This window comes from Pseudoalteromonas sp. HM-SA03, from assembly GCF_002289345.1.
Taxonomy (GTDB): Bacteria; Pseudomonadota; Gammaproteobacteria; order Enterobacterales; family Alteromonadaceae; genus Pseudoalteromonas.
In genome coordinates this window covers 1-23,092 of sequence record NZ_NSDG01000075.1, presented here as the reverse complement: position 1 = coordinate 23,092, position 23,092 = coordinate 1, and the positions used below count along the sequence as shown (strand labels likewise).

Genomic DNA, 23,092 nt, shown 5'->3' with positions numbered 1-23,092 from the left:
TATGTCAGAACAAACATTTAATGGGCCAATTACGCTGGCCTTTAGTGGTGCGTCGGGCGCCCCTTACGGACTGAGATTACTCGAGGTATTGGTGTCGTTAAACTATCAAGTTTACGTGCTAATCTCGAGCGCAGCCAGAGTGGTGCTGGATACTGAGTCCAATTTAAAACTCTCAGGAAATGAACAAAAAGCGACAGAGCAACTACAGACGCTTTTCTGTGCTAAAGATAAGCAAATTCAGGTATTTGGTAAAGATAACTGGTTTAGCCCTGTGGCATCTGGCTCGGCCGCACCAAAGCAAATGGTGGTGTGTCCGTGTAGCGCAGGAAGCGTGTCAGCCATTGCACTTGGGGCATCTGACAATTTGCTTGAGCGTGCAGCAGATGTGGTGATCAAAGAACGTGGCCAATTAATATTAGTGCCGCGTGAGACGCCCTTTAGTCCAATTCACCTTGAAAACATGCTCAAGCTTAGCCGCTTGGGGGTGACTATCATGCCTGCAGCGCCTGGTTTTTATCATCAACCACAAAGTATCGACGATTTGGTCGACTTTATGGTGGCCCGTATTTTAGATCATCTACACATCGAGCATACCTTAGCCAAGCGCTGGGGTTATGGAGAATAATAAAATATGACAATAGCACTGAACATCAAAGGGTTAAAAAAAGTTTATAGTAACGGCGTCGAAGCCGTTAAAGATATTGATCTCGAAGTTCAAGAAGGAGATTTCTTCGCATTGCTTGGTCCAAACGGGGCTGGTAAATCTACCACAATAGGGGTTATTGCCTCACTGGTGAATAAAAGCCAAGGCAGCGTAGAGGTTTTTGGTCATAGTATTGATACTCATTTGGAAGACGCTAAGTCGAACTTAGGTTTAGTACCACAGGAGTTCAACTTTAGCCAATTCGAGACGCTAAACCAAATTCTAGTGACTCAGGCGGGCTATTATGGTGTGCCAAGAGACGTTGCCCATCAGCGAGCCGAGAAGTATCTCAAACAACTAGGGCTATTTGATAAAAAAGATAAGCAGGCTCGCACGTTATCCGGTGGTATGAAACGTCGTTTGATGATTGCAAGAGCATTGATGCATGAGCCTAAGCTCCTTATTTTAGATGAACCTACGGCTGGTGTGGATATAGAACTACGCCGTTCTATGTGGGATTTTTTGCGTGAAATTAATAAGCAAGGCGTAACGATTATACTCACAACGCATTACTTAGAAGAAGCTGAGCTGTTGTGCCGTAATATTGCGATTATCGATAAAGGTACGATTGTTGAGCACACGACCATCAAGGCATTACTTGCTAAGTTAGACAAAGAAACGTTTGTACTTGATCTTAAGCCACCCATGCAGCCTGTGGCACTCGATGGTTACCAATTTACCACCGTCGATGACCATACTATTGAGGTAGAGGTAGCTAAGTCGCAAGGGCTCAATGGGGTATTCACACAACTCACAGAGCAAGGTAATCAAGTATTAAGTATGCGTAACAAAGCTAACCGTTTGGAAGAGTTGTTTGTTGGCTTACTGGAGCAGGGGAGAGGGGCATAATCGTGTTGAAATATGGCGTCGCGTTAAAAAGTATTTGGATAAAAGAGTGTATTCGGTTTTTACGTATTTGGGTGCAAACCTTAGTACCGCCAGCGATCACCATGACACTTTATTTTGTGATATTTGGCAGTTTAATCGGCTCGCGCATTGGTGATATGGGTGGCTTTAGCTACATGGAGTTTATTGTACCTGGCTTAATCATGATGTCGGTGATCACCAACTCCTATTCTAACGTCGCTTCGAGTTTTTATTCCACCAAGTTTCAAAAGAGCATTGAAGAACTACTCGTTGCACCTGTGCCTAACTATATTATTGTACTTGGCTATATGGGCGGTGGTATGGCGCGAGGTATGCTCGTTGGGCTTATTGTTACTATCGTCAGTCTGTTTTTTGTGGATATTCAAATTCACAACCTAGCGGTTATCGTTATTACGGTTATTTTAACGTCAGCCGTGTTTGCATTAGGTGGTTTGATCAATGCGGTGTTTGCCAATAGTTTCGACGATATTAGTATTATTCCGACTTTTGTGCTGACACCTTTGACTTACCTTGGTGGCGTATTTTACTCAATCACATTACTACCTGAGTTTTGGCAAGGTGTGTCGCAGGTAAATCCAATCATTTATATGGTAAATGCCTTCCGTTTTGGCTTTTTAGGGGTCTCGGATGTTGATATTGGTGTCGCCTTCACGGTATTAGGCGTATTTATATGTGGTTTATTTTGGTTGTCACTGCACTTAATTAAACGCGGGGTTGGACTAAGACACTAACGTAAATAGCTTTAATTTGGAAACATGAGCGCTGTCATCAATTGCAGCGCTCTTGCGTTATTTCAGGTAAAATCCTTACCATTCCCCCTTAATAATGACTGGTTATGACAGAAGCAAACTCTCGTAGTATCACCACTAATCAACAAGGGCTACACGAAAAGCTCGATGAAATCGTTACTAAGCATCTAACCGCTGAGTTTAAAAAGCCCATTGCGGCACATACACAAAGTGCTTTCGATGAGGTTAATGCGCGAGTACAGGCCTTTAACGGACCGATTATTTTGGACTCATGTTGTGGTGTTGGTGAAAGTACTGCAAATTTGGCGAAGCGACACCCTGATGCGTTGGTAATTGGCATCGACAAGTCTGCGCATCGACTAGATAAACATGATGTTGAATATAAACAAACGGAACAAGGCCAATATATTTTGGTGCAAGCCGATCTCAATGACTTTTGGCGATTAGCGCTGGAAGCCGATTGGCAGCCGAGTCACCATTATTTGCTGTATCCTAATCCGTGGCCGAAAGCTAAACATATTCAAAGACGCTGGCATGGTAGCGCGGTGTTCCCCTTTATCGTTAAGTTAGGTGGTAAGTTGGAGCTGCGCAGTAATTGGGATATTTATGTCAAAGAGTTTGCTAGAGCTTTGGCGCTTAGCGGCGTTGATGTTGAAGTGGAAGCCTATGAAAGTGATGAGGCTATTACACCCTTTGAGCGTAAGTATTGGGCAAGTGGTCAATCAAGTACTCGCCTCGTCGTAACGCTTTAATTTAACCTATTACAGATCTACACTTCAAATTGCTATAAGCGGCTTAAAGATGGCCGCTTGCTTTGCCTATCCAACTCCCTTCTAATCTTGCAACGCCTGCAGCTTCCAATTGTTTTGCCTGTTTGCTGGTGGCAACACAGGGTACAATCAAGTCGATCCGCTTGGCATTACAATGATTTGCAAGATATTCAATGGAGCTCAGCAGCATCTCATCTTCATCCAAGTTTTCACAAATACTGGCCTCTAAACAAATGGCATCCAGTGGGAGTTTTAAGATCCGGTTGATGGTAAGAAAGCCGCTATTCACACCCGTTACCGCAACATTCGCACCTTTTGCTTTTAGCGACTGCATCATTAAGCTCATATCACTAAAGTTTTTGAGCACATCCGTTTCATTAAACTCAAATGTGATGAGCTGTGGCTGCGGGTAACGGCGTAGGATCTGGCTGATATATTCAAAATATTCTGCATCCGCGATTTCACTATGGCTTAGTTGCATGCTCCAAGCATGGTTCGATTTACGAAAACGGGTGACGCATAACTCAAGTAGCTTCATGCTAATTTGGGCGCGGAGTTTTGGCTGTTTCATCACTGGGTAAAAATGTTCGGCATCGATGATAGCGCCGCGCTCGTTAAGGACGCGTGCCGTGCAGTGGTACTGAATGTCAGCATAATCATGGCAAGCTTTACGCGGCGTAAAAAAAGGAATGATGCGGTCTGATTCACACGCGCTTTGCAGTAAACGGGTGAGGTGGAGGTTTTTTGATTGTTGCTGAGGATTTATTTGTAGCTGAGAATCAAAATAACACACTTGAGTATTTTGCTGTTGAGCCTGTCGTAGTGCGAGGAAGGCATTTTCAAGTAACAGCGCGCAATTGCCTTTAGCAACACCCGCACACAAATTAACGTATAAATGCGGCGCGTCGTATATGGGTTTTGCACAAGGGAATGACTCTGTTAAATTCGCCAAATAATGCTCACCGTTTTCGATACTGGTCACTAGCGCTATTTTAGAGGTCGTAAGGCGATAAACCTCAAACGGATGAGTAAACTCGCTAAAGTAACTCATGACTTTTGCCATAACGTTATCACCGACTTCCGTGCCATAGAAGCTAATTATATCCTCAAGCTCTTTAACCCACACCACGCTTAAGCATAGGTGTTGCGATTTAGAATATTTAAGTGCTTGCTCAAGGGCGATTCGGTTGCCAAATCCGGTGCGACTATCCGTTGTTAAAGTCTTCTTGTAGTACATAAAGTACAAGCTCACGACGACCAAAAACATCACAAAGAAGAAGCTTGCGTCAATGGCAGCATCCATTACGCTTTCTTGTAACCGACTTTCTAAATCGTGAATAGTTAAGTCGGCACCTGCAATATAAGTGGTGCCATCGGGCAGCACAAAAGGAATAAACACACTTTTAAAGTGGCCCCATTTGTCTTTGGCTATTTCAAATACTGGCTCGGTAGAGTGAAATGCGCTTTTTAGGGTAATTGAGGCCTCGGAATAAACATCTTGATAGCGTGTTAGTCGGTTGAGTTTAAGGTCTTCTCGGGTGTAACTGGACGCGGTAAAGTGCACGTAAGGTGGCTTAAGCACCATGGTATAGACGTATTCAACATTTAGAGCTCGGGCAAGCTCGGTCAGGGCGTGGCTTTTTTGCTTAAATTCGGCAGGCGTTATTTGCTCTGACGACTCGTGATATTTTTTTCCTACAATGACGTTGGCACTGGTGGCAGCATTGATTAGCTGGGCGTCGACTCTCGCCATGATATCGCGGCGCGTATCATAATAGTTGGCGATAACGTAAATCGATAGGGCAGCTAAAAAGATAAAAGAGGCTAATACGAGCCAGGCTACAGGGAGTCGGGAAGTATAACCTGTGAGCCCCAAAAGCTGAGTCGCTTTTGCTGTAGGTTGCCTAGATTTAGCTTTGAGTGGTTGAGCGATACTCCGAGTATTCATGATAATCCTTTATCCACAATATCGTTATCTAACAACGATAAAATGCCTAGCTGGCGTAAGCGTGGTGGCTGCTTTGTTACATAATATAAACAATACAACATAAATTGACGTCTTGAGAAGAAATAAAGTAAAAAACTTTCTCTCCAATGAGCAATAAAATGCATTGTTGCGGGCAAGTCGGTAATATACCGTTTTGCTGGGTTTATGTTCCCATTTTATACCTTATTTTTGACGAGAATGTAAAATAGAAACGTCAGAATACTGAGGGGTTTTTCACTGAACTTTCGTTGGGTTTTCATAAAATTGTCAATGTTTCATGAATTTTAACTAGACAATAGAAGACAATTCCCTTTCTTTACAGTAAAGTTAGCCATTTCATGTATCACAATCTCTTGTGCAATTTGTATCTACTCAATTTCTAAAATGGGTAGATAGGCTACTGCACCGTTTGATGTTTAGGTAGTATTGATGGGTCCAAAGCGTTGCGCCGTTGCGTCTGAAGAAAGCTTAATGCGTATATTTACCGTGCCAGAGGCGCCTGATTCAACTTTAAGCAGAATCGAGCAAGAAATCTCGAGCAATTTGGCTGGCTTTTTAAATGAGAATATTGCGGCAATCGAAAAGCCACTGCACGAAGTTGAAAAAGACTTTCAGTCGGCGGTGATCCCCGAAGTGCCGATGTTTGTCTCTGACTATGCGCAAGATATCATGGAGCAATTAGTTGCCCACTCAGTGCATACCGCAGCCCCAAGCTTTATTGGGCATATGACCTCAGCGTTACCGCATTTCGTGTTGCCTCTGTCGAAGTTGATGGTGGGACTCAATCAAAACCTAGTCAAAATTGAAACGTCAAAAGCCTTTACTCCGCTTGAACGTCAAGTATTGGGAATGATGCATCACTTGGTTTACGGTAGCGATGATGCTTTCTATGATAAGTGGATGCACAGCGCAAAAACGTCACTCGGTGCTTTTTGTTCGGGTGGTACAATTGCCAATATAACCGCGCTTTGGATTGCAAGAAACCGCTTATTAAAAGCAGATGGTGAATTTAAAGGCATTGGCGCATCGGGTATTGTGGCTGCAATGCTACATTATGGCTACCGAGGCTTAGCGGTCTTGGTTTCTGAAAGAGGCCATTACTCGTTAGGTAAGGCCGCGGATGTGCTAGGTATTGGCCGCGATAACTTCATTTCAATCAAAACAGCTGGCAACAATAAGGTTGATGTTGATGCCATGCGAGCTAAAGCTCATGAGCTTGAAGCGCAAGGAATTAAAGTACTGGCTTTAGTTGGTGTTGCTGGGACGACCGAAACGGGTAATATTGACCCGTTAGAAGAGATGGCTGATTTAGCTGAAGAGCTCAATTGTCACTTTCATGTCGACGCCGCTTGGGGTGGAGCAACACTATTATCGAATAATAATCGCTATCTTCTTAAAGGGGTGGAGCGAGCAGATTCAATAACCATAGATGCGCACAAGCAAATGTACGTGCCTATGGGAGCGGGTATGGTGTTATTTAAAGACCCGGCGGCATCTGATGCAATTGAACATCACGCCGAATACATCTTACGGAAAGGCTCGAAAGATCTGGGAAGTCATACTTTAGAGGGGAGCCGTCCTGGTATGGCGATGTTAGTGCACGCATGCCTGCGTGTCATTGGTCGTCAAGGCTATGAGATGCTTATTGATAAAGGGATTGAAAAGGCGCGGTATTTTGCTGAACTAATTAAACAAACCCCTGATTTTGAGCTGATCTCTGAACCTGAGCTATGTTTGCTGACTTACCGCTATGTGCCTGAGCAGATAAAAGCGGCAATAGCACAAGCGGATGAACAAGAAAAGATAGAGATTTATGCCGCACTCAACCGTTTTACTGCGAGCATGCAAAAGCGTCAGCGTGAAGCAGGCCGCTCTTTTGTTTCTCGAACGCGCTTAACACCAGAGCAATATGACCGCCAACCCACGGTGGTATTCCGAGTGGTTTTGGCCAATCCTTTGACATCAGAGTCTTTACTTAAAGAAATCATGGATGAGCAACGCCAATTGGCAATGTCAGATCCGGTATTTAAAAAATATCTCGCAAAATATATTAAATAATCAACGAATAAAGTGGCCACGCGCCACTTTAATAACCTCAGATTTATTACCTTTTAGCATTACCTCTTTACGGATAGCTCTACTTATATTCTTATTTCTTACATAATCGTGTGAAAATATTCCTAATAATTCTAGTATTTAATACTATGCTTAAAAATTATGGCGCGTTATGCTAGCAGAAAAGAATAAAATCTTCGTATTATGTTGAAGAACTTTAGCAATGTCACTCAAAGGCTTAGGCGGCTCAGCTCGCAAGAGCTTGATGTATCGGGCACATTTCAAAGCTTCCTGATTGATTTACTCAATGAGGGTAAGCTTACCTTAGATGTGACTCGAGTTTCTGTTTGGTTGTTTGACGATCTCGATAAACCTTCTGAGCTTATCAATGTTGCAAATACGGATTGGCTGGGTGATGAATTACCGATGCAGTTACCAGCCTTAACGTATGAAAACTTTCCTGCTTATTTTTCTGCAATTAACAGTGGCCAATCAATAGATGCGAACGACGCTGCCATCGATCCCAGAACGTCCGAATTTCGAGAGTGTTATTTAACCCCAAACCACATAATGACCATGTTAGATACGGTGATCTTTAAAAATGGTATTCCGCACGGGGTGGTGTGCTGTGAGGGGAATAATGGCGTACGTACGTGGCACAAAGATGAAATTGCTTTTGCGGAGATGATTGCAGACTGCTGCAGTCGCCGATTACTGGTTAAAGAATTATGGCAGTTACAGCTGCAACTTACTGACATGGCGTTTAAAGATCCGCTCACGGGGTTGAGTAATCGACGTTTTCTAATGGATAACGCAAAACGTGAGATCAGTCGTCATGCACGCTTTGATCATCCATTTAGTATGATGATGCTAGACATAGATCACTTTAAAAAAATCAACGATAATCACGGCCATGAAACCGGTGATTTAGTGTTAAAAAGCTTTGCCGAGATCTGCGTAAATACCTTAAGGTTAGAAGATTGTATGTGTCGTTTAGGGGGTGAAGAGTTTATTGTGCTGTTACCTAACACACCGGTAAATTCAGCGATGGTGATCGCCGAGCGCCTGCGACAAGAAATAGAGCAATCGGTTATCTCTACGCCATCAGGGGAGATCACCATTACATCAAGCTTTGGGGTCGCAGCAGTCAATACCAATTTGCCTTTTGGTCATTCGTTAAAAGCCGTTGATCACGCGGTGTATCAAGCCAAAGCTGCAGGCCGCAACTGCGTGATCCCCGCGCAATAGAGGTGGCCTTGAATACACCAACCACAAGCGCAGCCAATTTGCTATTGCACGCTCAAGTTAGTTGAAGCGTCCGGCTCTGACGCGCTTTACCTTTTGGTTTATCCAATGTCTAAAGCAGTGTGCATAGAGCCATTGCTTGATGCCAGTTAGATTTTTGTGTTGCTTATAAAGCGCATCTGGACTTGTATAAAACCCTAAATCGCGTGTGATACTTTGCTTTTGAATATATGCACCATTTAACGAAAAGCGATTATCGGGTTGCTGTAAACAGGGAGTAGAAATACCAAACCCAGTAAAGTTTTTTGCCATTGGGAAGTGCTGCTGAACCTGTTGTAGGTAGCCGTCATCTATTATGTAACCTTCAAGCTCTACCCAGCGCTCCTCTAGATAAACTTCAACCCAACTATGGATAATACTTTTTGGAGCAAACCACGCCAGTAGGGTAGGAATTAACCCTTGTTTAAGACTGTTGGCTATCTCAAACCCATGAACTCGGGTGGGAATATCACAAGCCCTTAGCAATGCGACCAGTAATGTTCCTTTGGTATTACATTGTCCATAGCCTTGCTTAAGCACTTGGCTTGCAGTTAGTGTATCTGTCTCACTATAACCAAACTCTATGTCGTCTTTGATGAAGTTATAGATTTGCTCCGCTGCCGTGATTTCATCAAGCTGCCGCCAACCTTTTGCTTCTATTAAGCTTTGGATCTCTGAATGTTGATAATCAACTAAAGGGGTAGTTACTAAAAATTGCTTCATGGTTATGCTCCTATTTTGGTAGCAGTGTGATGCAACTTAGGTAACTAAGCTTGAATAAACTGGCTATGTTCATGGTTAGTTAATGGGTGTAAAATTAAGTTTTTTTATTTTGTATTTAGGGAAGGAGCCTATGAGAAAAACAACAAAGATTGTTGATAAGGTATGTACTGAGAAAGTACTGAAGCAGCGACCAAGTAACCGCGATGACATATCTTATGGTTATGGAGGGTCGCTTGCATGAAATGGAAAGTCTTATTTTATTTCTTACTACTGACGTTTATTGCCTCAATCTATGATGCATTTACGCTACCGGATCATTTGGCAATAGAATCGAGCATGTTTACTGGGATTGTGTTATTGGTCGCAGATCTCTTAAATGTATTTGGTGCTTTTTGCGTTGCTTATGGCAAGCGTCCTATCACAGATGTGTGGTTTTGGGGCGCATCATTAGCACTATTTGTTGTCGCCAATGTTTACATTCAGATCCAAGCATTTATTCAGTTTCGTATTGGCTATACGGTCGATGAGATGATTGTTCATTCGATTATTTTTCTCGTCGTATTAACCATATCGTCGCTACCTATGGTTAAGTTGATTGATGAAGCTTATAAACGAGGTAATAAACAGGCGGCTTAGTTTATAGCGCTTTGTGTTTTTAATGCTTCAGTCGGTGTAATGCCAAACTGCCGTTTAAATGTACGGCTTAAATGAGCGCTATCTGCAAACCCCGCGAGCATGGCAGCTTGTGTAAGGTTGTTGCCTTGCTGTATGGCAACAACTGAGCAGATCAGCCTGCGCCACAGCACATAAGGTCGCCATGCTATTCCCACTTGCTCCGTAAACAGATGTAAAAAGCGACTTGGTGAAAGATAAAGTGACTCGGCAATCGTATTTGCGCTGAAGTGACTGGGTTTAAGGCAAGTTTGTGCGTTAAAACAAGCATCTAATTGCGCCAATACACGGTCAATTCGTGGATCTAAATCCGTCGTTGGTAGCTCGGTAAGTCCTACTGTGCGTATTAACTCGGCAAGCTTGGCATTGCTCTTTGGTGCGGTATTTATCTCGATTGCTGCGCAGCTGTTGCTCTGGAGTTGCCCGCCATACACGCTTTTTGGCTCGACTAATATCACCCAGCCTGAGGTCATTTTTAAGCTATGTTCTACGCCACTAGCAATTACGCTTGGGCCAAATAGCGTTTTGTCACCGACTTGCGCGATACAGTCGCTCACGGGTAGGTTGATTTGAATAAGGTGATGTGAATGGCACGCGGCATTCAAGTTTTTGACAAATGAGGCGAATATACCTGGAGTGAGGTGNTAAAAACAGCCGAGACTTTCGTCTCGGCGAGCAGTATTAACCAGCGAATGCGTCTTGCAATGGTGGTACAACTTGCTTTTTACGGCTCAGTACGCCGTCCAACCATACTTTGCTTGCTTCAGGCTCAACGTCGTATGCTTTTGCGATGATCGCTTCATCATCAGAAGCGATCAGCATTTGTGAGCCTTCTTTCATGATATCAGTAAGTAGCAGCATCACACTGTGGCGATTACCTTCTTCTTTTAATTTTGCGATATCGGCATGTAGCTCATCTTTTATCTTATCAAATACAGCAAGATCAACCACTTCAAGCTGGCCAATACCAACAAGGTTGCCATTCATATTAAAGTCTTTGAAATCACGCATGACCAGGTCACGAATTGGTGTGCCTTCAACTGCTGATTTCACCTTGAACATTTCCATGCCAAGCTCTTTAGCATCATCAACACCTGCGATTTTTGCAAGTGCTTCAACACATTTGATATCCGCAGTGGTGCAAGTTGGTGATTTGAAGATGACTGTGTCGCTTAGAATTGCACACATCATGATACCAGCAATGTTTGCTGGGATTTCTACATCGTAGAAGTCGTACATCATTTTAATAATCGTGTTACTACAGCCAACTGGGCGGATCCAACACTCAAGTGGTGTTGAAGTCGTAAGGTCGCCTAGTTTGTGGTGATCAACTACGCCAACCACAGTTGCTTTATCGATGTCGTCTGGTGCTTGTGTTTTTTCAGTGTGATCAACAATATACACATCTTCGCCAGCATAGCTCATCTTAAGCTCTGGTGCTTCAAAACCAAAACGGTCAAGAATAAACTGAGTTTCCGGTGAGACTTCACCCAAGCGCGTAGGGGTTGCTTCTTCACCAATTTGGTTTTTTAAATAAGCAAGTGCGATTGCACCGCAGATTGAATCTGAATCAGGGATCTTATGACCCACTACATACATTGCCATTGACGGAACTCCTTAAAATTTTGCCCACATTCTAGCAAAATAACTTGTCGTTTTGATAGGGTCTAAATGCGCAATTTGGCGTAGATAGCGTGCGCTAGTGACAGATTGTTGAGCTGGGTGCAATAGCCTCGGCGAGCAAGGGCTAATTGAGCATGTATAAATGCAAATTAGTATTATACACTAACTGTTCAAACGCTTAGGAGATGGGTATGATTCAAATGAGCCGTAAGGGCTGGAATAACGTGGTGATCTTTTCCATGTTACTGATGATCTTTTTTCTCAACGGCCTCCATTATAAATTGAATCCCAGCGACGATAAAGCAAAGATACAAGCTGTGCTACCAGAACAAAGCTTTGTCCTAACCATGGCATTTCCGGGCTATAAAATTGAACGCATTGGTACAAGCTGGCGTATAGAATTACCGCAAGGCTCAAACCAGAGATTTAGTGAAGATGCCTTACGTGCGCTTGTTGCCAAGTGGCAAAGTTTACAGCTATTGGTTGTTGAGGCGCCAAAGCAGTTGGATCCCGCGCTGAGCGCTGCGCAGTTTTGGCTGGCAACTCAAGAGCTTCCCCTTAGCTATCAACTGTATCCTAGCGATAATGGCTTTGTATTATTTGATAAACAACAACAGCGTTGGTTTGAGCTTGATAGCGTGCAAGCCAAAGCATTATTTCTACCGATAGAATTGTAATACCACAAACCACACAGTAATAGAGTGAATTATGCCTGAGTTACCAGAAGTCGAAGTGAGCCGTTTAGGTATTCAACCGTATTTAGAGCAACATATTATCCAAAGCGTAAAAGTACACAATGGTAAGCTGAGGTGGCCTGTACCAGAGGAAGTGCAACTGCTTGAAGGTGAGAAGGTGCTTGCGATTAAGCGACGGGCAAAATATTTGCTTATCGAATCCAAGCATGGCACTGCGATTTTGCATTTGGGGATGTCAGGAAACTTACGTGTTGTTGATAGTACAGAGCCATTAAAAAAGCATGATCATGTGGAGATCATTCTGGCCTCAGGTAAGTCGCTCAGATTGAACGACCCGCGTCGCTTTGGTGCCTTCTTATGGCAAGGTGCAGGCGAAGATCATAGCGTTTTTGAAAAGCTGGGTCCTGAGCCGTTGACCGAGCTTTTTACTGCAGAGTACTTATTTGAAAAAAGCAGAGGCAAAAAGCAGCCAATTAAACAATTTGTTATGGATAATCATGTAGTGGTTGGTGTGGGTAATATTTATGCCAATGAATCTTTGTTTAAAGCGGGGATCCACCCGAAAAAAGAAGCAGGCAAAATTTCACTTAAACGCTACCAATTGTTGACGCCGATCATCAAGGAAACCTTAAACGCAGCTATCAAACAAGGGGGGACGACACTTAAAGACTTTGCTCAAAGTGATGGTAAACCGGGTTACTTTGCTCAAGAGTTACTGGTGTATGGTCGCAAAGGTGAGCCTTGCGTAAGCTGCGAAACGCCATTAAAAGAAATACGCCTAGGGCAACGCAGCACAGTGTATTGCGCTAAGTGTCAGCGCTAAAGTAAAGTGCAGGCTAGGAGCCTGTGGTTTTAAAGTCTATTTTAACTTGGTTTTCTTGTAGCGTTGCTGAGCAAGGGGGATAACTGCGGGTTGTTTTATACACGCGATCAAAGATATGAATTTCAACCCCTGAATGAAGCGCTTTGTTTGCCGCAAGTTTCGTGTTGTTGAGCAAATCGTGTAAGTCGTGATCAAGCTGGCTGAGCTTTTGCTCAAGGTGCTCGGCTTGCTGGCAGTAGTGCATCTGTGTTGCGCCAATTTTAGTTTTGAGTTGTTGCTTTTTAGCTGCGTCTTTTACTAACTCTGCTTTTTCAATCGCTTGCTGTAGTTGATCTAAAGAATCATTGGTGGCGGCGACTTCTTTGAACAGGGTGTCGGTTTCTTGGGTGATTTTGAGACCTTTGCGTGCAAGATAAATCATCATCTTAGCGCCAGATTCACTGCCAATCTCTCCTGCAACCACCATTTGCGCATCTATGATCGAACCACCTATTAGCTTGCCACTTGGATGATCGCCTGTACCAACTTGTACCAGCTTTTGCGCTTTAATATCGCAGTGGTTGCTTTGCTTATTGATAATAATGCTATCGCCTTCAAGATAAGTATATTGTCCATGGGCAATCTCAACATTGCCTTTGGCGATAAGTTTGCAAGTTAAGCCTTGTTCATTATTTTTATGGTCGACATGGCCGATCACGCCGCCTCGGACCTCAATATTACCACCTGCGATAAGCTCCCCTGATTCCACCGTGCCGAGCACTGTGATATCGCCTTGGGCGGTCACGTGCATACCTGGCTCCACATTATGGGTGACCACAACGCTGCCATTAAAGTCGACATGACCACTTTTTACTGTGACATCGGCAATCGTAAATACGTCATCCACACGCATACCATTGGCGATATCTGAGGGGCAACCTGCAATGGTTGCGATAAGCTCTAGTGGGTTGTTGGGGTTGATCTCAGTGCCTTCACCCGCCATAAGCTGGAACGATTCGCCGGGCTTTGCTTCAATACTTTCACCGCTAACCGTAAAGCCTTCTTTACCTGGCGTTGCGGGCTTTTGAGTCACCAGTAAATCACCCGGGGCGACGCTTGCAAGCTTGCCAAAATCACGCATGTCAACGGTGCCATCTTCACGCATTCTAGGTTGCTTGAGTCTCTCTTTTAAAGTTTGTACATGCGGCAGTAATTTTGCTGACTGGCCGTCTTGTGGTGGTCGGCCTTGGGCGATTAATCCAGATGCTTCTTCACCAGGTGAAAGTTCAAATTGTTTGCGCAGGATATTTTCAAGGTAAGCTTGCTTATAGCCACGGCTGACACCCGCTTTAACAATGGCTTTTTTTGCCTCTTCTAATGATACTGCTTTACCACCTCGAGCAGTTTTAAGTTGCCCAAAGGCCTGCATTTTATCGTCACTTAAGGTGACTTCAAATTCGGCATCATGTTGTTTCGCAACGACAATTTGGCTCTCGGGGAAGTCGCTTTGGAAAAAGGCATTAATCGAGTCGTGATCAATTTCACAGTCGGCAAATTGCGATTTTTCAAGGGCTTCAATCACAAATGCAGCACTTGGCGGTGAAGCAGACTTCACATCCATTAAGATATTGCCATTGTGCGCAAGCTTGAACACGATAACTGCCTCGTCGAATTTTTATCCTATAGTTTCAGCTTGCTAAATAAACATCAATTGGTCAAGTGCTTAGGCCAATTTTCTTACGTTAATATGGGTTAAGTTAAAAAACAGAAATAAATCGTGATTTTCTAGTACTTTCAGGTGAATAAAAATCAGCGTGCTTAAAAATGTGCGGGCTTATCACGCGCTTCTTGCAGCAGGATTTTTATCGCTTCAGGAACCACCTTTTTCTGTGTTGAAATCGCATAAAAATACTCATAAATATTAGGTAGTTCCTGATATTGCTGTAGCACTCCTTGGGCTATTTCGTCTTTTACTACTACGGCAGGTAAAACGGCCACCGCGCCACTGTCTCGTGCCAGTAGTCGCATCATTGCCATATCGTCGACCTCTGCCAAAATGTTGGGGAAATATTGATGCTGAGCGCATAATGCATTAAATGCGGTGCGTAAATCTGAGTTGGCAGGTGGCAAGATCCAGCGTGTTTTTTCAAAGCCTTGTGGAAATGGCGTGCTTGGCTTGAGGGCTGGCGGACCAATGATCGCCAGCGGTTGCTTGGCAACCAGTTGGCACTGCCAATAGGGGTCTGAAGTATCTAGGTTTATTGTGCGGTTGGTAAGTACTAAGTCCAGCTCATAATTGGTTAAGCCGTTGAGTAGCTCAGAAATACTGCCTGACTTTAATTTAAATTGCACATCGCTACGCCGCATCAAAGGACTAATAAAAGCTTCTACAAAGTTACGTGACAGAGTGGTCAACACTCCAATAGTTACGTGGGTGGTTGACTGTACGCCTTTGCTTAGCAAGGCTTCGAGTTCTTGCCCAGTGGTAAAAATATCATCGGCATAGCTCAGCACCTTTTTACCCTGATCGGTGAGCATTAGGCTGCGGCCTACGCGCTCAAATAGCGATACCCCGACATTATGTTCCAACTGTTTGATTTGCGCCGAGAGCGCAGATTGCGAAACATGTAACTCTTTGGCGGCTTGAGTCAGGTTTCCGAGCTTGGCAACCTGCCAAAAGTAATAAAGGTGATGATAATTAAGTCGACTCATTTATATATAAGTAAAACAGAACGAATGGTTAAATTATATCTATTTTTATTAAATTAAAAAGGTTGGAATAATGACCTAATTCAAGACTTGGGTGAGAAGCATAGAAAGTGATGATTAATATCTTAGTGGTGTTGTTGCTATTACACTTTTTGATTGCAGCGTCTTTCATGAGCAAAGCGTCTCGTAGTAACGCTGGGTTATTTCGTATTGCGAACGGTTTTGCTATCGGTGTGGCAGTTTGTATCGCCTTTGGCTGGGGGAGTTGGGCAACGCAAGGTGATATTGCCAGTGGCTTGTTTGAAATAAACTTTTTACGGCTTAGCGTGGTGTCATTGATTGGCTTTATGAGCTTTATTTTACTGCGTTACTCCATTCACTATTTACATGGTGAAAAACACCGTGGCCGTTATTTTCGCTATCTACTCACGACATTACTGAGCGTGACTATTGTGGTGCTCAGTAATCACTTAATCCTATTTTGGTTGGCTTGGGTTGGCATTAGTTTGAGCTTGCATCGTCTATTACTGTTTTATCCTAACCGCCCGAGAGCGGCATTGGCCGCACACAAAAAGTTTATTTTGGCGCGCTTGGCAGAAAGTGCATTGCTGGGGGCTTTTATTTGTATCTACCTCAGCACTGGCATGCTCCGGCTTAATGACATCACCGACTATTACTTAACTCACGCAACGACACTGACTGTGCTAGAGCAATCAGCAGCTGGCTTACTTGCAATTGTGGCGCTGATAAAATGCGCGCAACTGCCAGTGCATGGCTGGTTGATGCAAGTGGTTGAATCACCCACACCGGTAAGTGCTCTGCTGCATGCAGGGATCATTAATTTGGGTGGTTTTTTGGTGATGGTGTTTGGCCCTTTGATTTTACGCGTAGAAGCTGCGAAATGGCTGATCTTGATCGTGGCAGGAATAACGACATTATTGGCCGCGCTTATCATGACAACGCGGATCAGTTTAAAAGTGCGTTTGGCTTGGTCAACCTGTGCGCAAATGGGACTGATGCTAGTGGAGTGTGCTTTGGGATTATATGAATTAGCGCTGCTACACTTATTAGCCCATTCAGCCTACAAGGCTCATGCATTTTTAAACTCAAGCCAGTGGATCCATGAAGATTTGACTCGTCGCTTGAGCGACCAACTTGAACCGCCCTTGTGGCAATGGCTCATTGCACTTGCCGTGGCAACTGGCCTCACTACAGCAGCTGCAGTCGTTATTGAATATCAAGGTCCTATCAGTATTTGGGGATTAATGGTTGGCGCATTAACGGTGTGGCTAGCGCTGCGTTTTGAGGCGCAAGCCCCTAGTAGCTATTTTAGAATTATCACCGCAGCCGTGGTGTTATTGGCAGCCTATAGTGCGCAAAAGTGGCTATTGCACTTGGTGATCGCGCTACCAAATGAGCTCAGGGCGCAAGCACTCGATGGTGCTGATATTTGGTTGCTCGGCTTAGTAGTGGTACTCATCGTAGTAAATTATCTGCTCTATTACCGCGCACATTTGGTAACGGTGCAAAAACTCTCTCGGGTGTTGTATGCCGGCCTGTACTTAGACGAGTGGATGACGCGATTAACCATATTACTTTGGCCCGTCCATTTGCCACGTATTAAAAAGCAGAAACACCTAGCCATTCATCGCTATGCAGCAGGGCACGAGGAGCAGAAGTAATGATAGACACACAAGGCAACAAACAGACTCAGCTATCTAAGCCGCAACAGCAACAACTCCTGAGCGCTGAGGCACGTATTGCGCCAACTTGGCCGCTCGATCAATTAATCGCAGTGAATCCATTTTGGGGAATGCGCGATCTGCCCTTTGATGCGGTAGTTAATAAAATGAGCGCGTTGGCACAGGTTAGAATGCTGATGCCCGTGGCATTTTATCTTGAAAAATGGCAGCAGGAGGCAATTTCAGAGCAAGCATTGCAGCAATCTGCGGCACATTACGCGGTGGATCACAGCACCAATGCGCTACTCAATTGGCTCAAAAAAAGTCACTGCGGCGAGTTGCCACATTGGCATACATTAGCGGACTTGCTTGACCGTTATCGCTCTGAGCATAAGATGCCATGGCAAGAGGAGATCAGCCACCAAATTAGCCAATTTTGCGCCGCGCATTATCAGCAGGTGCAGCCTATTCTCAAACAAACCCAAGGTGAGGATAAACTCTGTTTGTATCGCCACTGGCATGAAACCGTATCGCGAGACTTGGGGATAAGCATCGTCATGGGGGAGTCGGGCTTAGTGGATTACTTTAAGGCTTTGCCAACGTCTCCTGAGTCTTTAATTGCACTCGCTGTCGACACCTTAGGGATTGGTTTTAATGAGCTGAGTGATTATGCGCACATGCTATTGTTAGACATTAATGGTTGGGCATCTTGGGCGGCTTATGAACGCTGGCAAGCGGATCTTGCCCAGCATCCGGCTTCCGATATGCGTGCGTTACTGGCAATTCGAATGGCGTGGGAGCTGGTGATTTGGCGTTATGTGAGTGAGCGCCATCCAACGACCTTTACCCGTATTCAATACCATTGGAACAAGCAAAAGCAGCAACTTGCTGAGATTGTGATTGAACATAAAAAGGCATTGTTACCGCGCCTGGTATTTCAGCGGGCACTCGAGCTCAGCTATCAAGCCACTTTAGTGGGGCAGCTAAAGACTCAGCAGGTAAAATCTGAGGGGGCTCGTGAGCAAGCTACACCAAGCTTACAAGCGGCTTTTTGTATTGATGTGCGCTCAGAGGTGATCCGCCGTGCGTTAGAAACTCAAAACGCAGGCATTCAAACCATAGGCTATGCTGGTTTCTTTGGCCTACCGATTGATTATCATGCGACTAACTGCCGTTTTAATCGGCCACAGTTACCCGGATTATTAAAAGCACCAATCACCGCAATACAAACGCCNCCTTGCCACAAAACGTCAGCAAGCTGGCCGTTGGCATAGCTGGTCTCACTCTGCGGCTGCTTCATTTTCGATGGTGGAGTCGATGGGGATGAGTTACTTTTATCAGCTATTTAGCAAAGTGTTTTCACTGCAAAAAACTCATCATCCCGTCGATAGTCATATTGATTCAAGAAAGTGGCAATTAAAACAGGGCGAACACGAAATTACTGTTTTGGAGCAAGCTAAACTCGCAGCTGGCATAGTAAAAGGGATGGGACTGACTGAATTTGCTGATACAGTCCTATTGGTTGGCCACGGAGCACATACCACCAATAATTTACATGAAGCCGGGCTGCAATGCGGTGCATGTGGCGGCCAGTCGGGAGAAGTGAATGTTAAAGTACTCGCGCAACTTCTGAACGACCAAGCGGTACGTGCAGAATTAATCGCGCTAGGCATCGCTATTCCGTCGCAAACGCGGTTTGTTGCAGCGCTGCATAATACCACCACTGAAACAATTAGCCCCTATGGCGAAATAGATACAGAGATGCTCCGCTGGTTAAAGCAAGCATCGCATCAGGCTAGAGTAGAGCGCGCTCATACACTTGCGATAACTGGTAAAGAATTATCCGAGCAGCAATTAGAGCAGCGATTTATAGCCCGTATTAAAGATTGGTCTCAAGTTAGGCCGGAATGGGGCCTTGCCAACAATGCAGCATTTGTGGTCGCGCCGAGACAAGTTACGCAGGGAATTGGCCTGCAAGGTCGAGTCTTTTTGCACGAATACAGCGCGGAGCAAGACCAAGACTTTAGTCAGTTAACTGCTATTTTAACCGCCCCTATGCTTGTCACCAACTGGATCAATATGCAATATAACGCTTCAGTAACCGATACCCACAAATATGGCAGTGGTAACAAGGTATTGCATAATGTAGTGGGGGGGAGAATAGGAGTGTTTGAAGGCAATGGCGGAGATTTGCGAATTGGTCTGCCAATGCAATCCGTTCATAACGGTGAAAAATGGATGCATACCCCACAACGTCTAAGTGTGATCGTACAAGCACCAACCGAAGCACTAGAGCAAATCATGACAGCACATCCAGTTGTAAAACAATTGGTAGAAAATGAGTGGCTTTATCTTCTGTCTATTTCGCCTAATTGTAATGAAGTTAGCCGATTTGATAACGGTAAGTGGAAACTTCTTTGAATTCAAACGAAACTCGTTGCAACTTAACAAGTTATTGTGCAGAGTATTGCAGAAATTAAAAGGTGTGGCTGGACGCTGCGTAAACTAGACGACCTCCTAGCCACCGACATTGGACTGTTTATACAAGGAGGCTGCTAGTGGCTTTTGATTATGGCTCTATTGATTTAGGGCTTAAAAACCCATTTAAAACGGAAGGTAAAATCACAGCTATTCGTGGTGCAATACAAACTGTTGCTGGAATTGCATTACTGGTGATTGCCGCCAGCTCAGTTAAGAGCGATGCGGGTATGGGTTGGATCATCATGCTATTTGGCATGTTGATTTTAGGCTTTGGGATCACTTCTCTTGCAAAAGGAATATATGCAACGCTGCGCTTTTTTGTGGGTCGCAACCATCCCACCTCTTTAGCTTATAACTTCAGTAAATCAGAAACTTCAACCGCTCAGCAAGAAAAGGCTGATGTAGCTTATGCGGCGAAAACGCTAGAAGAAATGTTGATTGGCCGAAAGAACAGCACGTTTGTAGAACCGAAAGGGTTCTTATCGCGTTTACTTCACAGCATTGCACCTAAATTACTCTTTCTCCCTTATCCTATCAGAAATATGAGCCAACGCTTATTTGGTGCATGGGTGAGTACATTAACCGCACTTGTGCTTTATGGTGTGGTGGCGTTTGTATCGCTGTCGGGCTTTGCCGGTGATGCTGGGGAGCTGACTTTTCCAATCTATAGCACCTTACTGATGATATATATTTTGTCATGTTGGTATAGCGCGGCTAAACCGATTTCACGCAAAGCGGAACATGCTATTGAATCTTTGGGGAGTGCGACCCTCGCTAAAGTGATTTCGCTCTCTTTTGTGCTACCAATCCTGATTGGCTTAACTTTGTCTTATATCATGGATGAAGGAAAGTTAAGTAAAGCCGATATTGAGCTCTTTTTTGCGCCGCTACCTAGTCTTCATACTTGGGCTTATCTCACGGGCGTTATCGTGCTTGCACTTGGTTGTAGCGCCATTATTGCTGTTATGCTTAAAGCGCGTTTAGACAAAGTAAACCCAGTGGTTGAAGTATCTGAATTAAGAGAGAACTGGCAAGAATCAGTACATCCAAACGAGATATTTATTAACTTAGACAACTTGGTGATGGCAAATCGCCGGTATAAAGAAGTACCAAACCGGGTTTATCGTGAGCTAGATCCCAGCTTGCAAGAACAAGTTGATGGTAAAGGCGGCTTTAAAGGCGAAATGATCCAAGAAGTACAACCTAAAGTTCTACCTCTAGATTTAGGTAAATCGTTTGAACGCTTTAGGTTTTTATCTTTGCTTGGTGGTAACTTATTGCTGCTAGTGACCCTTGGATTAAGCGTCTTTTTTGCTTATGCCGTAGTAGATATTTACCACTATGTAACGAGCGCCAATATCAGTAATTTTTCTAATGCCTTCAGCGAAGAAAACATCGCGTCATTTAGCGCCGTTGTGATGGTAGCCGTACATCTACTGCTAAGTGGCCTATTGATTAAATCGTTTGCATCAATGCTAACCAATGCTGCACACGTATTCTACGCCGAGATGCAGTTTGAATCTCTGCTGGTTTATTTTAAATGTGAAGGGACATTTACTGAGTCTAAAATATCAACAGGAACTGGCATTCACGATTCCACTCGCTCTGAAAATACGCTAGTACGCAGCAGTATTACCCCTTGGGTAGTGGTGTCGAGAATAGTATCAACGACCTTCGCTGCCACGGGCATGAAAAACCTAGAGCACCCAAGACATATTTTAGAAATGCATAAAGACGATGCACAGCTAAGCGACATCCGTAAAGATGTGATTAGTTTCTTAAAAGACCGAGAATCCATCGCCGCAATTACCAGCGAGCGTGATTTAGGCAATGCCTCACAAGTGTACCAACTCAATCAGCAAACGAGAGCAGTGGATCAAAACCACCAACTGCGTGCAAGTAGTGATGAAGCCGGCGCTTATCTGCGCCGAGAAGAAGCACTCGAAAATAAAGAAGAGTAAAATGAAAATGCCACCCTCGGGTGGCAATCTAAACATTTAAAAACTCAAAAACTTACCGAAAAGAAACCGCTAAAAAATGCCTGTTTTCCCACCAAACTGCCCACCACTTGTCTATGGCTTTTACTAAATCTTAGTGGTGCTCCTTGGCTATGACTACGGAAAAACAGTGCCGTTTTTATGCTGCTGTTAGGACTTAAAAATAGAGGTTTTGAAGGGCTTTATCGAGCGGGATTTCCGTCAACATAATTTGGCCATTTTTTTACTGGTTCTACGTGATAGTGATAAGTCAGCAGAAACTCACCTAGCCTGAAGTGGGCATTATGGTGTCCATTTCAATAGAAATAAGCTCAATATGGATACTATGGTATCCAAGAGTGATAAATCAGAGTGTCGAATGGTAGGCATTCAGGCCTACAAATTGTTACCCATAAGGTAACTTTGTGTAGATCTTGTGCTTTTAGATAACGCGCTTTTACCATCTCTGAGGTAAATACTGCGTGAAATACAAAGGCATTACGATTTTGGTTTGTTCTAACGCTGATGAGCTTTGTGTACCAGTTAACTTAAAAGTTTTACTTGGTGCACATTTTTCAACATAAGATGCCAACGATTTTGCCCTTGTACGGTTACCACTTTTGACTTCAACAGGGATGATATCGCCTTCATCGGTTGCCAAAATAAATTCGATTTCGGCGCGGGCGTCATTCCATGAATAACTTGGGTCAACGCCGATGGCTGTGAGCTCTTGCTGCACGAAGTTTTCAGCCACGTAACCTTTGTATTCATAGCTTTGTTGCTTAATCTCTTTATAACTGCTGCCTAGCATATGATTAAGCAGCCCCACATCAAATAGAAACAATTTAACCATATTTTCTTTTTTATAGGCCGCTACTGGCGATTTTGGCAATCCTTAAAATCTGGTTTGGTGAGACCAATAATAAATACCGGAAAGCGGGTTTGATTATGCATCAGGAGCACACAGTTTCTGCGTTGTATTGTGAGCAAATTAGCATGCCAATCTGACAAAGGGTGAGTGTCAGGCGTGCTTAAATCAGTCAGTTTTGCATCGGAACAAGCGGGTATAACTCCTTCATTGAAAGGGAGCTTTGCAATGAGTTTTTGTGTACAGAACAGGTTAATCATGCGGTTGCCTTTTTGTTCTAATAACAGTTGAAGTTTAGCGAAACTATGAAGGTTAATATACTCCATAAAATGAACCCAATAAAAAACCGCCAAGAGGCTAATGCTGATCAGTTAAGGCGTTTATCGGTTGACCGATCAAAATGATCATGCACAATCCGTAGTTAG

At 44.0% G+C, this 23,092-nt stretch carries 17 protein-coding genes and 2 pseudogenes; 12 read left to right on the top strand and 7 right to left on the bottom strand.

Annotation, left to right across the window (positions count from 1 at the left end; translation table 11 throughout):
• The first annotated feature begins 1 nt into the window (after position 1).
• The 4 genes from CKO50_RS14485 to CKO50_RS14470 all read left to right on the top strand — a co-directional run bounded on the left by CKO50_RS14485 (position 2) and on the right by CKO50_RS14470 (position 3,092).
• Positions 2 to 625 (top strand): flavin prenyltransferase UbiX, encoded by a 624-nt coding sequence (locus CKO50_RS14485; RefSeq protein ID WP_010605733.1) that lies wholly within the window; start codon positions 2 to 4, stop codon positions 623 to 625.
• A gap of 6 nt (positions 626 to 631) precedes the next feature.
• Positions 632 to 1,552: an ABC transporter ATP-binding protein gene (locus CKO50_RS14480; RefSeq protein WP_095728723.1), complete on the top strand. Its 921-nt coding sequence runs from the start codon at positions 632 to 634 to the stop codon at positions 1,550 to 1,552.
• A gap of 2 nt (positions 1,553 to 1,554) precedes the next feature.
• Positions 1,555 to 2,322, top strand: coding sequence for an ABC transporter permease (locus tag CKO50_RS14475; RefSeq protein ID WP_010605731.1), 768 nt, complete (start codon positions 1,555 to 1,557; stop codon positions 2,320 to 2,322).
• Positions 2,323 to 2,426: 104 nt separating this feature from the next.
• Complete coding sequence (locus CKO50_RS14470; protein WP_095728722.1) at positions 2,427 to 3,092, top strand: tRNA (guanosine(46)-N(7))-methyltransferase TrmB; 666 nt, start codon at positions 2,427 to 2,429, stop codon at positions 3,090 to 3,092.
• 43 nt (positions 3,093 to 3,135) lie between these two features.
• Here CKO50_RS14470 and CKO50_RS14465 read toward each other — a convergent pair whose 3' ends face one another.
• A complete protein-coding gene (locus CKO50_RS14465) occupies positions 3,136 to 5,058 on the bottom strand; it encodes an EAL domain-containing protein (protein ID WP_095728721.1) in 1,923 nt (640 codons plus the stop codon).
• 468 nt (positions 5,059 to 5,526) lie between these two features.
• On the opposite strand from CKO50_RS14465, the gene panP reads away from it, so the two are divergent.
• Both panP and CKO50_RS14455 read left to right on the top strand, forming a co-directional pair.
• Positions 5,527 to 7,155: a pyridoxal-dependent aspartate 1-decarboxylase PanP gene (gene panP, locus CKO50_RS14460; RefSeq protein ID WP_095728720.1), complete on the top strand. Its 1,629-nt coding sequence runs from the start codon at positions 5,527 to 5,529 to the stop codon at positions 7,153 to 7,155.
• A gap of 201 nt (positions 7,156 to 7,356) precedes the next feature.
• Entirely contained in the window at positions 7,357 to 8,400 is a 1,044-nt protein-coding gene (locus tag CKO50_RS14455) for a sensor domain-containing diguanylate cyclase (RefSeq protein WP_095728719.1), read from the top strand.
• Positions 8,401 to 8,457: 57 nt separating this feature from the next.
• Here CKO50_RS14455 and CKO50_RS14450 read toward each other — a convergent pair whose 3' ends face one another.
• Entirely contained in the window at positions 8,458 to 9,159 is a 702-nt protein-coding gene (locus CKO50_RS14450) for a transglutaminase family protein (RefSeq protein ID WP_095728718.1), read from the bottom strand.
• 237 nt (positions 9,160 to 9,396) lie between these two features.
• Between CKO50_RS14450 and CKO50_RS14445 the strand changes: the two genes are divergently transcribed.
• The gene (locus CKO50_RS14445) at positions 9,397 to 9,795 is read left to right on the top strand and encodes a hypothetical protein (RefSeq protein ID WP_095728717.1); all 399 of its coding nucleotides are present in this window, start codon (positions 9,397 to 9,399) and stop codon (positions 9,793 to 9,795) included.
• Here CKO50_RS14445 and CKO50_RS14440 read toward each other — a convergent pair.
• Positions 9,792 to 10,388: an AraC family transcriptional regulator gene (locus CKO50_RS14440; RefSeq protein WP_255229867.1), complete on the bottom strand. Its 597-nt coding sequence runs from the start codon at positions 10,386 to 10,388 to the stop codon at positions 9,792 to 9,794. The two genes, CKO50_RS14445 and CKO50_RS14440, sit on opposite strands and share 4 nt — an antisense overlap.
• Positions 10,389 to 10,512: 124 nt before the next feature.
• Entirely contained in the window at positions 10,513 to 11,436 is a 924-nt protein-coding gene (locus CKO50_RS14435) for a manganese-dependent inorganic pyrophosphatase (RefSeq protein WP_095728716.1), read from the bottom strand.
• A 209-nt stretch (positions 11,437 to 11,645) separates the two neighbouring features.
• Here CKO50_RS14435 and CKO50_RS14430 point away from each other — a divergent pair, with 209 nt between their 5' ends.
• Both CKO50_RS14430 and mutM read left to right on the top strand, forming a co-directional pair.
• Positions 11,646 to 12,131 (top strand): hypothetical protein, encoded by a 486-nt coding sequence (locus tag CKO50_RS14430; RefSeq protein ID WP_095728715.1) that lies wholly within the window; start codon positions 11,646 to 11,648, stop codon positions 12,129 to 12,131.
• A gap of 31 nt (positions 12,132 to 12,162) precedes the next feature.
• The gene (gene mutM, locus CKO50_RS14425; protein ID WP_095728714.1) at positions 12,163 to 12,972 is read left to right on the top strand and encodes a bifunctional DNA-formamidopyrimidine glycosylase/DNA-(apurinic or apyrimidinic site) lyase; all 810 of its coding nucleotides are present in this window, start codon (positions 12,163 to 12,165) and stop codon (positions 12,970 to 12,972) included.
• 13 nt (positions 12,973 to 12,985) lie between these two features.
• Here mutM and CKO50_RS14420 read toward each other — a convergent pair whose 3' ends face one another.
• Both CKO50_RS14420 and CKO50_RS14415 read right to left on the bottom strand, forming a co-directional pair.
• Positions 12,986 to 14,605, bottom strand: a complete 1,620-nt coding sequence (locus CKO50_RS14420; protein WP_095728713.1) for a DUF342 domain-containing protein — start codon at positions 14,603 to 14,605, stop codon at positions 12,986 to 12,988.
• 164 nt (positions 14,606 to 14,769) lie between these two features.
• The gene (locus CKO50_RS14415) at positions 14,770 to 15,663 is read right to left on the bottom strand and encodes a LysR family transcriptional regulator (protein ID WP_095728712.1); all 894 of its coding nucleotides are present in this window, start codon (positions 15,661 to 15,663) and stop codon (positions 14,770 to 14,772) included.
• A gap of 110 nt (positions 15,664 to 15,773) precedes the next feature.
• Between CKO50_RS14415 and CKO50_RS14410 the strand changes: the two genes are divergently transcribed.
• The 3 genes and pseudogenes from CKO50_RS14410 to CKO50_RS14400 all read left to right on the top strand — a co-directional run bounded on the left by CKO50_RS14410 (position 15,774) and on the right by CKO50_RS14400 (position 21,784).
• Complete coding sequence (locus CKO50_RS14410) at positions 15,774 to 17,342, top strand: NADH-quinone oxidoreductase subunit L (RefSeq protein ID WP_095728711.1); 1,569 nt, start codon at positions 15,774 to 15,776, stop codon at positions 17,340 to 17,342.
• Positions 17,342 to 19,763: pseudogene (locus CKO50_RS14405) on the top strand (YbcC family protein). Before CKO50_RS14410 ends, CKO50_RS14405 begins: the two are co-directional and overlap by 1 nt.
• A 137-nt stretch (positions 19,764 to 19,900) precedes the next feature.
• Positions 19,901 to 21,784 carry a hypothetical protein gene (locus CKO50_RS14400; RefSeq protein WP_095728710.1) on the top strand — a complete coding sequence of 628 codons (1,884 nt, stop codon included), beginning with the start codon at positions 19,901 to 19,903 and terminating at the stop codon, positions 21,782 to 21,784.
• A 472-nt stretch (positions 21,785 to 22,256) separates the two neighbouring features.
• Here CKO50_RS14400 and CKO50_RS14395 read toward each other — a convergent pair.
• Positions 22,257 to 22,694 (bottom strand): annotated as a pseudogene (locus tag CKO50_RS14395) (DUF4143 domain-containing protein); the annotation flags it as partial.
• Positions 22,695 to 23,092 lie beyond the last annotated feature (398 nt).

Excerpts from the sequence above, each read along its gene's own strand:
- CKO50_RS14455 (WP_095728719.1), top strand. The coding sequence starts at position 7,357 with ATGTTGAAGAACTTTAGCAATGTCACTCAAAGGCTTAGGCGGCTCAGC.
- CKO50_RS14430 (WP_095728715.1), top strand. The coding sequence starts at position 11,646 with ATGATTCAAATGAGCCGTAAGGGCTGGAATAACGTGGTGATCTTTTCC.
- CKO50_RS14480 (WP_095728723.1), top strand. The coding sequence starts at position 632 with ATGACAATAGCACTGAACATCAAAGGGTTAAAAAAAGTTTATAGTAAC.
- CKO50_RS14470 (WP_095728722.1), top strand. The coding sequence starts at position 2,427 with ATGACAGAAGCAAACTCTCGTAGTATCACCACTAATCAACAAGGGCTA.
- CKO50_RS14450 (WP_095728718.1), bottom strand. The coding sequence starts at position 9,159 with ATGAAGCAATTTTTAGTAACTACCCCTTTAGTTGATTATCAACATTCA.
- CKO50_RS14435 (WP_095728716.1), bottom strand. The coding sequence starts at position 11,436 with ATGGCAATGTATGTAGTGGGTCATAAGATCCCTGATTCAGATTCAATC.
- CKO50_RS14485 (WP_010605733.1), top strand. The coding sequence starts at position 2 with ATGTCAGAACAAACATTTAATGGGCCAATTACGCTGGCCTTTAGTGGT.
- panP (WP_095728720.1), top strand. The coding sequence starts at position 5,527 with ATGGGTCCAAAGCGTTGCGCCGTTGCGTCTGAAGAAAGCTTAATGCGT.
- CKO50_RS14410 (WP_095728711.1), top strand. The coding sequence starts at position 15,774 with ATGATTAATATCTTAGTGGTGTTGTTGCTATTACACTTTTTGATTGCA.
- CKO50_RS14415 (WP_095728712.1), bottom strand. The coding sequence starts at position 15,663 with ATGAGTCGACTTAATTATCATCACCTTTATTACTTTTGGCAGGTTGCC.
- CKO50_RS14445 (WP_095728717.1), top strand. The coding sequence starts at position 9,397 with ATGAAATGGAAAGTCTTATTTTATTTCTTACTACTGACGTTTATTGCC.
- CKO50_RS14465 (WP_095728721.1), bottom strand. The coding sequence starts at position 5,058 with ATGAATACTCGGAGTATCGCTCAACCACTCAAAGCTAAATCTAGGCAA.
- mutM (WP_095728714.1), top strand. The coding sequence starts at position 12,163 with ATGCCTGAGTTACCAGAAGTCGAAGTGAGCCGTTTAGGTATTCAACCG.